Here is a 14,948-nt window from a genome sequence, read left to right on the forward strand (position 1 = left end):
GTGAATTAATTGTAAAATACAATAGAGAATATTGATTGAACATTCAATTAAAAAAACGTTTAATAAAAGGGAACAGTGTATTTTTTAGGTTTAAATACTATGCCGAAGGTAGGAATTAAGTCGATACGTAAACAGCAGTTAATTCAGGCCACTTTGGCTGTGATTAACGAAGTTGGAATGCAAGAAGCCAGCTTTGTGTTAATCGCCCGTAAAGCTGGGGTGTCTACAGGTATTATTAGCCATTATTTTCGAGATAAAAACGGGTTACTTGAAGCGGCTATGCGCCATATTCAATACCAACTTGGGCTTGCAGTTGCGATGCGCTTAAGAATGCTACCGGATGCAGAGCCAAAATTGCGAATACAGGCGATTGTTGAAGGTAACTTTGACCCAACACAGACTAGCGAAGCCGCGATGAAAACGTGGTTAGCATTTTGGGCTAGTAGTATGCACCAGCCTAACTTAAACCGACTACAACAGGTGAATGATAGGCGGCTTTATTCGAATTTAAGTTATGAATTTGGGCGGGTATTAAGCAAATCCGATGCGCGGATGGCTGCAAAAGGGCTTGCGGCGCTAATTGATGGTTTATGGTTACGGAGTGCTTTAAGTAATGAAGTATTCCCAGTCCTAGAGGCACTGAAAATCACTAATGAATATATCGATATGCAACTTCATCGGGCAGAGGTAACAAAAACCTAAATATCAATTCAAAGGAGATAATATGCAACATCCACCAATTCATAAGCTTTATATTCATGGTGGTTACGTCGATAGCTCACAACCAGAATGCAGTCAATTTTCGGCAATCAACCCCGCAAATGGGGAGGTCATTGCCAAGTTACAATCTGCTAGCCTCGAAGATATTCAATGGGCAGTAGAAAGCGCCAAACAAGGCCAAAAGGTGTGGGCGGCAATGACAGCGATGGAGCGTTCACGAATTTTACGCCGCGCTGTTGATATTTTACGCGAACGTAATGATGAGCTGGCTTATCTTGAAACCTTGGATACCGGTAAACCGTTATCTGAAACTCGTTATGTCGATATTGTGACAGGGGCTGATGTCCTTGAATATTATGCTGGGCTAGCACCGATGCTGGAAGGGCAACAAATTCCGTTACGTGATAGCGCATTGGTTTATACCCGTCGTGAGCCATTAGGTGTTGTTGCTGGTATTGGTGCATGGAATTACCCAATTCAAATCGCTTTATGGAAGTCGGCGCCAGCGCTTGCAGCTGGAAACGCGATGGTGTTCAAACCGAGTGAAGTGACTTCGTTAACGGCTTTAAAACTGGCTGAAATATATACCGAAGCAGGTTTACCAGCTGGGGTGTTCAATGTGGTCACTGGAGCAGGCGGGGAAGTCGGCCAATGGCTAACAGAGCATCCAGATATTGCTAAAATCTCATTTACGGGTGGGATAGCTACGGGTAAAAAAGTCATGGCCAATGCATCTGCTTCATCATTGAAAGAAGTCACCATGGAGCTTGGTGGTAAGTCACCATTAATTATTTGTGATGATGCAGATTTAGATAAAGCTGCTGATATCGCTATGATGGCTAATTTTTATAGCTCAGGCCAAGTCTGTACGAACGGTACACGGGTATTTGTGCCTAATTCTCTTAAATCACAATTTGAACATAAAATTGTTGAGCGTGTTGCGCGGATTAAAATCGGTTCTCCTGTTGAAGAGGGCACGAATTTTGGGCCATTAGTCAGTTTTGCGCATATGGAAAATGTACTGCGTTATATCGAATTAGGGAAGCAGCAAGGGGCTCGTTTGTTATGTGGTGGGCAGCGTTTAGTGGATGGTCACTTTGCTGATGGCGCTTATGTTGCTCCTACGGTATTTACAGATTGTGATGATGAAATGCAAATTACTCAGGAAGAAATTTTTGGTCCAGTAATGAGTATTTTAGGTTATCAATCGGAAGAGGAAGTCATTGCTCGTGCCAACAACAGTGTGTATGGGTTGGCTGCGGGGGTTATCACTCAAGATTTAACGCGAGCGCATAGTGTAATTAATCAATTAGAAGCAGGTATTTGCTGGGTTAATACATGGGGCGAATCTCCTGCACAAATGCCCGTTGGTGGCTATAAACATTCAGGTGTTGGTCGTGAAAATGGCGTGATAACGCTGCAAAATTATACACAAATCAAATCTATTCAAGTTGAACTTGGGGAGTTTTCATCGGTTTTTTAATCACATCATTTTAATTTGACTGAAACAGAGGAGATAACAATGGTCTATGACTATATTATTATCGGTGCTGGTTCAGCCGGTAACGTTCTTGCTACCCGCCTGACAGAAGATCCTGAAGTTACTGTGCTGCTCCTTGAAGCAGGAGGACCGGATTATCGGTTCGACTTTCGCACACAAATGCCAGCGGCATTAGCGTATCCATTACAAGGTCGACGTTATAATTGGGCCTATGAGACTGACCCCGAGCCACATATGAATAACCGCCGTATGGAGTGTGGTCGAGGAAAAGGGCTTGGCGGCTCATCACTGATTAATGGGATGTGTTATATCCGTGGAAATGCGATGGACTTTGATGGCTGGGCTGAAGCTCCTGGTCTAGAAGATTGGCGCTATTTAGATTGCTTACCGTATTTTAGAAAAGCGGAGACGCGGGATATTGGTCCAAATGATTACCATGGTGGTGATGGGCCCGTAAGTGTAGCTACGCCTAAAAATGGCAATAATGTGCTATTTCATGCAATGGTTGAGGCTGGGGTTCAAGCAGGCTACCCGCAAACTGATGATTTAAATGGCTATCAACAGGAGGGGTTTGGTCCTATGGATCGCACAGTAACCCCTCAAGGACGTCGAGCAAGTACGGGGCGTGGTTATTTAGACCAAGCGAAAGGGCGAAAAAATTTAACGATTGTGACTCATGCAACCACTGATACTATTGAGTTCGAAGGAAAAAAAGCGGTTGGTGTGAAGTATTACCCAGGTAACAGTACAACTGCAACGGTGATAAAAGCGCGTAAAGAGGTGTTATTATGTGCAGGGGCGATTGCATCGCCACAAATATTACAACGCTCAGGGGTTGGTCCTGAAGATGTATTGGCGGAGTTTAATATCCCTAAAGTACATGTTTTGCCCGGTGTTGGGCAAAACTTACAAGATCATCTTGAGATGTATTTGCAGTATGAATGCAAACAGCCAGTTTCATTATACCCAGCATTAAAGTGGTATAATCAACCGATGATTGGTGCTCAGTGGCTGTTCAAAGGGACGGGAATTGGTGCCAGTAATCAGTTTGAAGCGGGCGGTTTTATTCGTACTAGTGATAAGTTTGCGTGGCCGAATATTCAGTTTCATTTCTTACCAGTTGCAATTAATTATAATGGTAGTAATGCAGTTAATATGCACGGTTTCCAAGCTCATGTCGGCTCAATGCGTTCTCCTAGCCGTGGGCGAGTACGTTTAAAATCATTAGACCCTAGGCAACACCCGAGTATTTTATTCAACTACATGTCATCGGAACAGGACTGGGAAGAGTTTCGTGCAGCTATCCGTATTACCCGTGAAATTATGGCTCAGCCAGCGCTCGACCCATATCGTGGTACTGAGATAAGCCCCGGTAAACAGGTGAATACCGATGAAGAACTGGATGCTTTTGTCCGAGAGCGCGCTGAAACCGCATTTCACCCCTGTGGTACTTGTAAAATGGGTAATGATGAAATGGCAGTTGTTAATGGTGCAGGGCAGGTACACGGTATTGAAGGGTTAAGGGTGATTGATGCATCAATAATGCCATTAATTATTACCGGTAATTTGAATGCAACGACGATTATGATTGCTGAAAAAATAGCAGATAAAATACGTAATCGGGCACCACTACCTGTCAGTCAAGCGGATTATTTTGTGGCGGGGAATACGCCGGTTAGAAAAACGCCTTTAAGGGGGTAATAAGGCACTAGCATATTATTAAACCCGGTTTTTGGTTATTCAACAGCGGTTGATAGTTATATCAGCCGCTTTTTTTATGGGGTGAAATCATAAAGGAATTAATAAACAATAGTTATATTAATAAGAATGCAAATGATATTCATTATGATCTTGATCATTGTTATTATTGGTGTATATTTCAGGATAATTGATTAATACGAGGAAAAAATCGCCCTTAACCATTCAATAAATAAGGTTTTTGGTGTTAGCTGTATTTATCTAATTGCACTTACATCTCACTTTTAATTGACGAATTAAAGTATAGCAGGGGATATTTTCAAGCTGCTCGTACGATATTTCTTCATTTGTATTAAATATTCATTAATTAATGAAGGCATTACTTAAATGATATTTCAAAATAAAAATATAATTAGCTTACTTGTTATATGTTCTTCAGGGACGGTTTTAGCGGATGAAGCCAATACAGCACAGCAGAAAGATAAACTTCTCGTTACTGCGAGTAAAATAAAGTCAAATAGTAAGCGAATAGAGACTAAAGATATTTCGGTAGTAAGAGGCACAACTAATTCGGATATATTTGCTAATGAGACCTCTCTTCAAATAAATAATGCCAGAAATGAAGCAGGTGCTTTAGATATTGGTATTCGAGGTCTACAAGGTAATGGCCGAGTGCCTATTATTATCGATGGTAGTTTGCAATCGACGAATACATGGCGAGGTTATCAAGGTAGCACCGATAGAACCTATATTGATATGGATTTGGTTAATACCATAGAGATCGAAAAAGGAGCATCGATGAGTAAATTCTCCGGCGGTGCTATCGGTGGAACAGTTAAATTAAAAACGTTATCTGCTAATAGTATTATCCCCCAAGGAGAGCAGTTCGGGTTTTTATTTAAAGGAAATATTTATAACAATAACCGACGGCCTTCTATAGCATCAGAGGAAGGGCGGGAGTCAGAGTATCGGTTATCTAATGGGGTTAAAAATAGTCATTTTAATAATGGTTCCATAACCACTGGTATTGCCTATAGAAATGATAAGTTTGACGTGTTAATTGCGCATAGTGACAGAAAACAAGGCAATTTTTTTGCAGGGAAAAATGGTTATCATAAATATTCATCCACAGATGCACCGATAAAACCCGGGCAAGAAGTGGTTAATACGAGTTATGAAAGTCAGTCAACATTATTAAAGACGAATATTTATCTTAACCCATATTCTAGTATTGAATTAAATTATCGTCGCCACGAACAGCAAGCTGGTGAAGTTTTAGCTGCTTATTGGTATCAGTATGATAATAAAATGCCACAGTGGTCGTTAGGAACCGCAAATATAGATACCACGTCATTAAACTACTCGTATAAACCTGATTCTTTATGGGTTGATATGAATTTAGGAGTATGGTGGACGAAAGGTAAGTTTAAGCAACGTAATGGTACATCGGATAATGTAAATGCTCATTATGGTGATCAATATAAACACCGTTATACCGATGAGCGGCTTGGATTTAATTTAGAAAATACTTCCGAGCTTGCCGCGTATCCCATCGGGATTACATATGGTGTGGAATATATGCAGCAGAAATCAAAGCCACTTAGTAAGACTTATCAGCCGATATGGACACCCGATGGAACACTAGAGGGGGACGAACTGACGCCGGTAACACGTAATGCGAAAGGTATTAATACATCCGCATTTACTAACGTTGAGTACCAAGGTGATTGGGTCACGGTGCTGGCGGGTTGGCGCATCCACTCGTTTGATGTTGATGACCATGTTCAAGGAAAAAGCCTTCATTACGGGCCAAAGAATGATTTATTTGGTGAATTGAGTTTTCATGTGACGAATGAATTGGATATTTATACTAAATATTCAGATAGTTATAGAGAACCTAGTTTATTTGAAACAACGGCATCCGGTCAGACTTACTCTTATAGCCCTAACTCCCCACTTAAACCTGAGCATGCCAAGTCGTTTGAGGTTGGCATGAACCTTGAAAAAATAACTTGATTGCCGATGAAGATGTTGCCGAGTTGCGGGTGGCGTATTTTAATAATGATATCAAAGATTATCTTTCACAAGGTGTGAATCCTAAATTGGAGGATTGGTCATCACCTTACGTCATAACCAAAAACTATGACAGGTTTAAGCTTTCAGGTTATGAGGTTGAATTAAAATACAATTCAAATTATGCATTTGGTTCCGTTGATGCCACTTTTTATAACAATGCAGAACTTTGCTCTCGGGATGAAATGGCGCTAGGGAGTTTACCATCTGCTTGTAATTCGGTTGGTTTTGCATGGGGGTTATCACCTTCACGTATTCCACCCAAGAAAGTTGTCACCGGAATTGTTGGGGTAAAAATGTTCGATCAAAAATTACAAACAGGTTTACGTGTACGTTATAACTCAGGGAAAGATTACCCACAAGAATGGCTTGCTGGAACAGCTGCAGCACCTGTTACCAAGCTGTATTCCACGACAACATTTGATTTGTTAGGTAAATACTCTATTCAGAAAAATATCCATGTGAATTTTAATATTGATAACTTGACGAATCGTTATGCATTTGACCCAGGAACCGTTATTTATATGCCGATTCCAGGAAGAACCTTCAGGCTTGGGTTAGAAGCGACTTTTTAAATTGCAATCAATTTAGTTGTCTCTGAGCCAGTAGGTTCAGAGACAACATTAATATATTTATTTACTTGTAAATTGCTTGTATGCACTCATGGTCTCTGCTGCGTACATTGCAGAAGGCCCACCCCCCATAAAAATGGCCACACCGAGTGCTTCTGCTAACTCTTGTTCGGTAACACCTAAATCAACCAGTATTTTGGTGTGAAAACCAATACAGCCATCACAACGATTTGCCACAGCAATACCGATAGCAATCAATTCCTTTGTTTTTTTATCTAATGCACCATCTTGGCTACCTGAACTAACTAGGTTAGAAAAATTTTTCATCACATCAGGAATATGCTTAGCGAGTTCAGGCAAATTTTGGCTGATATGAGTTGTTATTTGTTTGAAGTCTGACATTTTTTCCTCACTATATTTATGTTATTTATATTATATAATTTAATATAATGTAATCATGTAAATGATCAACCGGTATTTGCGTGAAATATAAACAATGAATTAAAATATGTTAAATTTAGCTTATGTTGGGTTTTTGGGTTTAGTGGTGAGTTTAAGGCGTATAGAAAAGTGTTCTGGAATTTTAGGTAAAAAAAACCCTCCAAACATTAAGGAGGGAAAATAAATATAAAGCGAGCCTATTGGTATACCACTAATTATGTATAAACCATACCCGACCAGTAAAATAATTTTGTAAAAAAATAAATAAGCCGCTGAGCTGTAAAATAATGTTTATTAATTCATGTAGATAGCTATTTTTTAACGGAATTAATTAACCATTGTAAATAATTATCTTCGACTTGGCTTGGGTCAAGACGAATAAGTTCTGGTGTTTCGTATGGGTGAATTTCTTTTATTGCATTAAATAAACTGAGCTGATTATCGTGTGTTGTCTTAATCAAAAGCAAAATTTCTTTATCTTGTGTAATGTTACCTTGCCAAAGATATATAGATACCACTTCTGGTAATAGTGAAACACAGGCTGCAAGGCGATTCGCTAAAATATGTTGTGCAATTTTAATTGCACTTTCATGGCTATTCGTTGTACATAGCACAATGCAAGGTTGATGATTACTAGTGGTATAAGTGTTCATGGTAGACATTTAATTTCCTTATCAGTCATATTTAGAAATGAAACTACTATTAATGTTAGATTAAATATTCACACTGTGTATGGAAACAAGGCATAATATTTATAGTTATTTCTAATTGGAACTATTAGGTTAGGTAACAATACTTTTAATAAAGAGAGTCATATTGGTTTAATTCGGTTATCTGGTTTGTTTTTAAGCTGTGTAAGTATTATTACTGTTCATTTTGGTTTTTTTTTAATCAATTGTGCGTGGTGTGGTATTTTTATCCACTCAAAAAAAATAACACTATTTACTATTTTTATTTTATTAATTCGATTCAGCCTGCAAAAATAGAGGAAAAAACATAAATAAAATTGAAATTTTAGTATATTAGGTAATATCGAAATAATTTACTGATTACAATGAATAGTTAACTGTATTGACATCATCAAATGTGAGAATTATTAATTCGCTGTATAGGTTCACTCTTTAAAATAAGAGTGTGGTCCTCTATTTTTTTTAAAAATGAGTCAATATAACCTTATAATTATATATTACTTATTGTTACAAAATAGTCTGGCTATTTTTAATAAAACCAAGCTACTCACTGATAATGATCAAAGTTTTTGAGCTGTATTGTTAACATAATGATAAAAATCAGAATATATAACTGAAATTAATCTGTATTTCCATTTTTATACGTACATGGATAACCTTATGAATAAGTTAACACCTTTAAAGCCTGTACCGACCTTAATCGCAGTTGCCATTACGCTAATAATTTGGTTCTTGATCCCTGTACCTGAAGGGGTTAATCCAAATGCTTGGCACCTTTTAGCATTATTTGTTGGCACAATTGCCGCCATTATAGGTAAAGCATTACCTATTGGTGGTGTTTCTATTGTGGCTATTTCTTTAGTTGCTGTAACCGGAGTCACTAATCCAGAATCAACCAAAGGCGCTATTGCTGACGCATTAAGTGGTTTTTCCAATGACTTAATTTGGTTGATTGGTATTTCTATTATGGTTTCCATGAGCCTAAATAAGACAGGTCTTGGGGCTCGGATAGGTTATTATGTGATTTCCCTATTCGGTAAAAAAACACTCGGTATAGCTTATTCATTAGCAATTGCAGAAACCATTCTTGCACCAGTAACGCCAAGTAATACCGCTCGGGGCGGGGGGATTATTCACCCCATTATGCGTTCTATTTCGGATAGCTTTGGGTCAAAAGCTGAAGATGGGACCTCAAGTAAAATAGGGCGTTATTTATCGCTGGTTAATTACAATATTAACCCCATTACCTCTGCGATGTTTATTACTGCCACTGCACCAAACCCATTGATAGTAAGTTTGATCATTAGTGAAACTAGTCAAAGTAATGAATTGACTTGGGGTATGTGGGCAATAGCTGCATTTGTACCTGCCATTGTGTCATTAATCTTAATGCCTTTGGTGATCTATTTTATGTATAAACCAGAAATTACCTCAACACCTGATGCCCCGAATTTTGCTAAAGAGCGTTTGAAACAGTTGGGTGCGGTTTCATTACCCGAAAAAATAACCCTTGCTGTTTTCGGGCTGCTATTATTGATGTGGGCTGGTGTGCCCGCCATGGTTTTTGGTCCAGCCTATAGTGTTAATGCTACCACTGCTGCTTTTATTGGTTTGAGTATTTTATTAGCAACAGGGGTTATTAATTGGGATGATGTGCTGAAAAATAAAGGGGCTTGGGATACGGTAGTATGGTTCTCTGCTTTGGTTATGATGGCGACCTTCTTAGGCAAACTAGGCTTAATTAAATGGATGTCAGTGACTGTTGGTAGCACGATTGACAGTATGGGAATAAGCTGGGTGTGGGGGATGCTAATCCTTGTTTTAATTTATGTTTATTCACATTACTTCTTTGCAAGTACCACAGCGCACATTACAGCAATGTATGCGGCATTTTTCTCCGCAGGTTTAGCGCTTGGTGCCCCGCCAATGTTATTAGCTTTAACGTTAGCTTTCTCATCTTCACTAATGATGTCATTAACGCATTATGGTACAGGGACAGCGCCGATTATTTTTGGTTCGGGTTATGCGACGTTAGGCGAATGGTGGAAAACGGGTTTTGTCATGAGTGTTGTAAATTTAGCCGTTTGGTTCTTTATCGGTAGCATTTGGTGGAAATTCTTAGGTTACTGGTAATAGTGAAAAATTTATCTAGTTAGAATAAAAAATCGGGCGAACAGCCCGATTTTTTATTGGTGTTTTTAACTTAAAAAAATAATGTGCTAATCACAGTAATGATAGCCGCGACGATTAGCGCAATTAACATCACATGCCCCCAACTGATCATATAGGGGGATTTCATTGCATGTTGCCATAATAAGCTTATTTCATCAGCATGTGCATATTTGCGAGTATTAATGGCATTTTTAACGTTATTAACTATATCGGTGGTAGTGTCGGCATTTTTTTGCATCATCATGATTACTTGCCTTTTATTAAGGTAATGATATGTGGCTTATTTTGTCTGCTGTGATTATTTCAGATATGTAAAGTCAGAAAAATTGATGGGGTTTTATACAAACTTCCTCCTTTTTTACGATAAAACTCGGTTTCAGTTAAATAAATAAGGGAAAAGGAAGTTTAAGCGCTAAATTAGCTTCATTAAGAGGAAATGGTTACTCATCTAAGGTCATATTTATGCTTTTTGGATAAGTATTTTTTTATTTGGAAAATGAATTAACAAAGCGAATAAATATGATTGGTTTGCCTACAAAAGCCAGTATGATGTAAGTGCTTGAGGGTGAATTTATTTAGAGGAACACATGTATTCGCAAAGAAAGGCAGAATTTTTCTTAGTGCTGACCACGATAATTGCAGCTTGGGGGTGGGTTTTTTCTCGCGAAGCTGTACAGGGAATGCCTATATTCGCCTTTCTCGGCAGCCGCTTCTTATTAGCCGCCATAATTTTACTGCCATTTTGTCGCGGAAAGAAAAATAAAGTAACTCTTCAACAACTGCCAAAAATATTAATGACAGGCGGTTGGATGGCATTGAATATGGTGTTATGGATCTACGCAGTGGCAACAACGGATTCGATAGGGGAAGGGGCATTCATTATGAGCCTAGCCATGCTATTTGTTCCTTTAGTTGCGTGGGTCATTTTAAAAAATAAGCCAGTGCGTTATTTTTGGCAAGCCCTTCCTGTTGCTGTAGTGGGTTTGGCGTGCTTAACTTTATTTAAGGCACAACTTGAATTTAAGGCGAGCCAACTATGGTTTCTTTGTGCTGCTATCGTCCAAGCTATTTATTTTTGTTATACCAGCTTATATACCAGAACCGTGCCGCTTTTACCTTTAACGACAATACAATTAGCTTGCACAGGTACTGTAGGATTGGTGCTATCCATCTTTTTGGAAGAGTGGCCTGCCAGTATTACTGCACCGACGATGATGTGGTTTATTGCAAGTGTGGTGATAGCGACGAGTTTACGGTTTATTTTACAGCTTATTGGCCAGAAAAACACAACAGCTGCAAATGCTGCAATTATTATGATCCTAGAGCCTGTTATGACAGTATTTGTTGCGGCTATTTGGTATCACGAACGGATGCCTTTGATTCAAATCGTGGGTTGTATATTGATTTTATGTGCTTTATTTTATTATCGTTGGCGTTGTTCAAATTCGCTACCTAAGTGAAATTAAATTATAAAAATAACTTAATGATTGCAGATCTTTTATAGGAAAACGTCTATGATTAATAGTAACAATCATAGATAGGAATATTTATCTAAATTAGAAGTTCTTATTTTGTATATTAAGATTAATGGTGTTGTAAATATAAATTATCTATCCAAAATAGCGAAGTACTAAGACGATAATTTGTTTATTGTTGTCTTCTTGGGTCAAGCGCTTAATGAGAAAATGGGCATAAGATGAAAAAATTAGCATTAATATTGGGTATGGTTGGGGCAGTAGCTGTGTTATCTGCATGTTCTGATGAAAAGGCAGAAATTGCTGAATATAAAACTAACTTTGTGAATACTTGTGTTGCAGGGTCAGGGAATCCACAGGGCGAAACAGCAAATGCTGTTTCAGCGATATGCGGATGTGCCTATGACAAAACAATTGAGAAATATGGCTTAGCTGAATTTAAACGTATTGATGGTGAATTGGCTAAGTCAGGTGATGCAGAACCTGAATTCCAAAAATCCATGATCGAATTTGTTCAGCAGTGTTCGCAAAACGCACGTTAGTCGCTTTAAACCCGCAGTTTGATGGCTATTCATCGTATAAGTGCTGCGGGTTTTTTATTTCTATTTAAATAAATTTTTAAACTGATGTGGTGCACAACGTAAATATTGTGGCGCAACATTAACTTGCTGATTTAATTCACAAGCAGCTCTCCATGGCCAGCGTGGCTCAAATAAAATCCCCCGCCCAATAGCGACAAAATCCGCTTGATGAGTCGCCAGAATAGCCTCTGCTTGTAATGGCTCTGTAATAAGGCCAACAGCAATAACAGGCATCATAGTATGTTCATTAATTGCTTGAGCCAATGGAACTTGGTAATTAGGGCTTAAAGGAATTTGTTGTTCCGCAGATAGGCCACCTGAGGAGACATGGATATAGTCACAGCCTAAATCTTCTAATATTTCAGTAAGCTCGATAGATTCGGGAACGCTCCATCCGTGTTCAAGCCAGTCAGTTGCGGAAATCCGTACGCCAACTGCAATATTTGGGCTAATTGTTTCTCTAATTTCATGAAAAATATTCACTAATAAGCGACTTCGGTTCTCGAAGCTCCCCCCATATTCATCTTGGCGTTGATTTGAAACTGGGGATAGGAATTCATGCAATAAATACCCATGAGCTGCGTGAATTTCAATGACGTCAAATCCAGCTTGTTCTGCTCGTTTTGCTGCATCAATAAATTGTTTTTTGATTTCAATAATTTGTTCAATAGTTAACTCACGTGGTAGGTAGTTATCACCAAAAGCAAGCGCGGATGGTGCAACGGTTTGCCACCCATGAGGGTCAGTTGCTTGAAGGCTTTTTCCACCAAACCAAGGTAAATCAGTAGAGGCTTTTCTACCTGCATGGGCTATTTGCACTCCTAAACGTGCATTCGAATATTGCCTAATATCTATCAGCATTTGCTGCATGGCGGCCATTTGTTCATCATTCCACAGCCCTAAATCCTTGTGTGTAATACGTCCTTCGGGCGTAACTGCACTAGCTTCCATAATGACTAATGAAGCACCAGACAAAGCGAGGTTCATATAATGCGCCTTGTGCCACGGCGTTGGCATCCCATTGTCTGCTGAATATTGACACATAGGTGGAACGATAATTCTATTTTCTAGTGAAACTTGGCCTATTGATGCGGATGAAAAAAGATGACTCATAGGAACATTCCTTTTTAGATAACTTTAGTTATTCTTATATTATACCTAGTTTATTTTGGTCTTTTTGTGAGATGGTGTGATATTGCAAATCAACCTTACCTTTACATAAAGTTGAAACTAAAAAGCAAGTAGTTTTTTGGATCTTTGAAAAACATAAAAAAAAGTATAAATCCCTGTGTTGGTGGCTAAAAAATAGCTGAAATACTTAAAAAAATAGCATAAAAAATAAAATAGTAGAGTAAATATATTATCTTGGTATTTATAATTCTGTCACTTATAAATTAAATAAATAATCACCAATATATAATGGTTTTAATTTCATCTTATGGTTTTAATGGTTGTAATAGAAAAATACACTGGTTTTTTATTTTAAATAGTGATTTTAATTAGTGTGAACAAGTTGTTATCGCAGCAAAAATATAAAAATAGCCTTGCACTTGTTTCTAATGGTTTATATAAGCAACATACTGATATTGAATCAAATAGACAATTTAATTACGCAATTTGCATAGTCGTAAAATAGCATTAAATAATTAGGCTAGTTAATTAAAGCTTATTTCACCTGAAAAATATAATTCTAAGAAGGAAGTCGATGTGTTAACAATTATTGGTATTTTAATCATTGTATCTATCGTGACATTGCTCATGATGGGAAAAGTGAGCCCTATTATCGCAATGTCCTGTATACCATTTATTGGTGCATTATTTGCAGGATATTCTGTAGCGGAAATTTCAGTTTTCTTCGAGAGTGGGATTAATAAAGTCTCGAAAGTCGCTGCAATGTTTTTATTTGCCATCTTGTTTTTTAGCTTGATGAAAGATCTCCATATTTTTGACCCATTAATTCGGATAATGGTCAAAATGACTCGTGGAAATATTGTTGTTGTTTGTATTATGACTACCCTAATCGCGGGTATTGTCCATTTAGATGGCTCAGGAGCAGCAACATTTTTAATTATTATCCCTGCATTATTACCTTTATATCGACAGCTAGGTATGAGCCCATATTTAATGTTATTACTGATGTGTGCAAGCATGGGGGTGATGAATATGGTGCCTTGGGGAGGGCCTTTAGGGCGCGCCTCTGCAGTCACTGGAATTGACGCATCAACTTTATGGCAGCAACTTATACCTGTTCAATTAATTGGTATGGGTGGCGCTGTGGTATTCGCTATTATTATGGGTTTGCGCGAGAAACGCCGCATAGCTTCCGCACGGTTGAAAGGGACGACGCCGTATGAGATGGATTCATTATTACCTGCGAGTGAAGAAATTGGCGAAATCAATGAAACTATCCAAAAGCCTAAAAAGCCATTAATTAATGGTGGTTTAATTGTTGCATCGGTGGTGTGTCTGGCATTTGGTTTATTATCAGCTCCATATGTATTTATGATAGCACTATCAATCGCACTGATGGTGAACTTCCCTAACCCTAGAGACCAAATGAAGGTCTTATCTGCTCATGCGCCACAAGCACTCGGTATGGTCGCGATTATACTTGCAGCTGGAGCATTTTTGGGGATTTTATCTGAAGGGGGAATGCTTGAGTCGATAGCAAAAGATTTAACTGCTATTTTACCAATGGAATGGGTATCAAAAGTGCATATCTTTGTTGGTATTTTGGGTGTGCCGATGGATATATTCACCAGTACAGATGCTTATTATTTTGCTTTATTACCGATAATTCAACAAATTGCAGCCACTGTAGGGGTAGACCCATCTGCTGTTGTTTACTCTATGGCTATTGGTAATAATGCAGGGACTTTTGTTAGCCCATTTTCACCGGCAGCTTGGTTAGCTATGGGGCTAGCGGGGATTGATATGGGGCGTCACCTGCGTTATTCATTTGGGTGGATTTGGCTATTTAGTCTATTTTTACTTGGCGCTGGTGCGGTACTCGGTCTCTACTAATT

General features: G+C 38.5%; 13 protein-coding genes. 9 read left to right on the forward strand and 4 right to left on the reverse strand.

The features are described from left to right. The first annotated feature begins 99 nt into the window (after positions 1 to 99). The 5 genes from betI (at position 100) to P3L56_RS08100 (ending at position 6,567) form a co-directional block, all read left to right on the forward strand. Positions 100 to 702: a transcriptional regulator BetI gene (betI, locus tag P3L56_RS08080; protein ID WP_042844367.1), complete on the forward strand. Its 603-nt coding sequence runs from the start codon at positions 100 to 102 to the stop codon at positions 700 to 702. Positions 703 to 724: 22 nt separating this feature from the next. Beyond that, complete coding sequence (gene betB, locus P3L56_RS08085; protein ID WP_042844200.1) at positions 725 to 2,203, forward strand: betaine-aldehyde dehydrogenase; 1,479 nt, start codon at positions 725 to 727, stop codon at positions 2,201 to 2,203. A 39-nt stretch (positions 2,204 to 2,242) separates the two neighbouring features. Continuing rightward, positions 2,243 to 3,922, forward strand: a complete 1,680-nt coding sequence (gene betA, locus P3L56_RS08090) for a choline dehydrogenase (RefSeq protein ID WP_210831816.1) — start codon at positions 2,243 to 2,245, stop codon at positions 3,920 to 3,922. A 384-nt stretch (positions 3,923 to 4,306) separates the two neighbouring features. Beyond that, positions 4,307 to 5,935: a TonB-dependent receptor domain-containing protein gene (locus P3L56_RS08095; protein WP_272686272.1), complete on the forward strand. Its 1,629-nt coding sequence runs from the start codon at positions 4,307 to 4,309 to the stop codon at positions 5,933 to 5,935. Beyond that, complete coding sequence (locus tag P3L56_RS08100; protein ID WP_272686271.1) at positions 5,932 to 6,567, forward strand: TonB-dependent receptor domain-containing protein; 636 nt, start codon at positions 5,932 to 5,934, stop codon at positions 6,565 to 6,567. The genes P3L56_RS08095 and P3L56_RS08100 overlap by 4 nt, the downstream gene beginning before the upstream one ends. A 57-nt stretch (positions 6,568 to 6,624) precedes the next feature. On the opposite strand, the gene P3L56_RS08105 is transcribed toward P3L56_RS08100, so the two are convergent. Both P3L56_RS08105 and cutA read right to left on the reverse strand, forming a co-directional pair. After that, the gene (locus P3L56_RS08105; protein WP_042844196.1) at positions 6,625 to 6,966 is read right to left on the reverse strand and encodes a carboxymuconolactone decarboxylase family protein; all 342 of its coding nucleotides are present in this window, start codon (positions 6,964 to 6,966) and stop codon (positions 6,625 to 6,627) included. A 350-nt stretch (positions 6,967 to 7,316) separates the two neighbouring features. After that, the gene (gene cutA / locus P3L56_RS08110) at positions 7,317 to 7,667 is read right to left on the reverse strand and encodes a divalent-cation tolerance protein CutA (protein WP_042844194.1); all 351 of its coding nucleotides are present in this window, start codon (positions 7,665 to 7,667) and stop codon (positions 7,317 to 7,319) included. A 687-nt stretch (positions 7,668 to 8,354) separates the two neighbouring features. On the opposite strand from cutA, the gene P3L56_RS08115 reads away from it, so the two are divergent. Beyond that, on the forward strand, positions 8,355 to 9,827 hold the full coding sequence (locus P3L56_RS08115; protein ID WP_042844193.1) for an anion permease: 1,473 nt from the start codon (positions 8,355 to 8,357) through the stop codon (positions 9,825 to 9,827). A 70-nt stretch (positions 9,828 to 9,897) separates the two neighbouring features. On the opposite strand, the gene P3L56_RS08120 is transcribed toward P3L56_RS08115, so the two are convergent. After that, positions 9,898 to 10,110 (reverse strand): hypothetical protein, encoded by a 213-nt coding sequence (locus P3L56_RS08120; protein WP_042844192.1) that lies wholly within the window; start codon positions 10,108 to 10,110, stop codon positions 9,898 to 9,900. 343 nt (positions 10,111 to 10,453) lie between these two features. Here P3L56_RS08120 and P3L56_RS08125 point away from each other — a divergent pair, with 343 nt between their 5' ends. Both P3L56_RS08125 and P3L56_RS08130 read left to right on the forward strand, forming a co-directional pair. Beyond that, a complete protein-coding gene (locus tag P3L56_RS08125; protein ID WP_048606911.1) occupies positions 10,454 to 11,326 on the forward strand; it encodes a DMT family transporter in 873 nt (290 codons plus the stop codon). A gap of 236 nt (positions 11,327 to 11,562) precedes the next feature. Next, entirely contained in the window at positions 11,563 to 11,883 is a 321-nt protein-coding gene (locus P3L56_RS08130) for a hypothetical protein (protein ID WP_042844190.1), read from the forward strand. A 60-nt stretch (positions 11,884 to 11,943) separates the two neighbouring features. Here the strand turns inward: P3L56_RS08130 and P3L56_RS08135 are convergent, their stop codons facing one another. Then, entirely contained in the window at positions 11,944 to 13,035 is a 1,092-nt protein-coding gene (locus P3L56_RS08135; RefSeq protein WP_129465800.1) for an NADH:flavin oxidoreductase/NADH oxidase, read from the reverse strand. A 594-nt stretch (positions 13,036 to 13,629) separates the two neighbouring features. Here P3L56_RS08135 and P3L56_RS08140 point away from each other — a divergent pair. After that, positions 13,630 to 14,946, forward strand: coding sequence for a CitMHS family transporter (locus tag P3L56_RS08140; RefSeq protein WP_042844188.1), 1,317 nt, complete (start codon positions 13,630 to 13,632; stop codon positions 14,944 to 14,946). The last annotated feature ends 2 nt before the right edge of the window (positions 14,947 to 14,948 follow it).

Source organism: Providencia sp. PROV024 (assembly GCF_032709665.1).
Classification (GTDB): Bacteria; Pseudomonadota; Gammaproteobacteria; order Enterobacterales; family Enterobacteriaceae; genus Providencia; species Providencia huashanensis.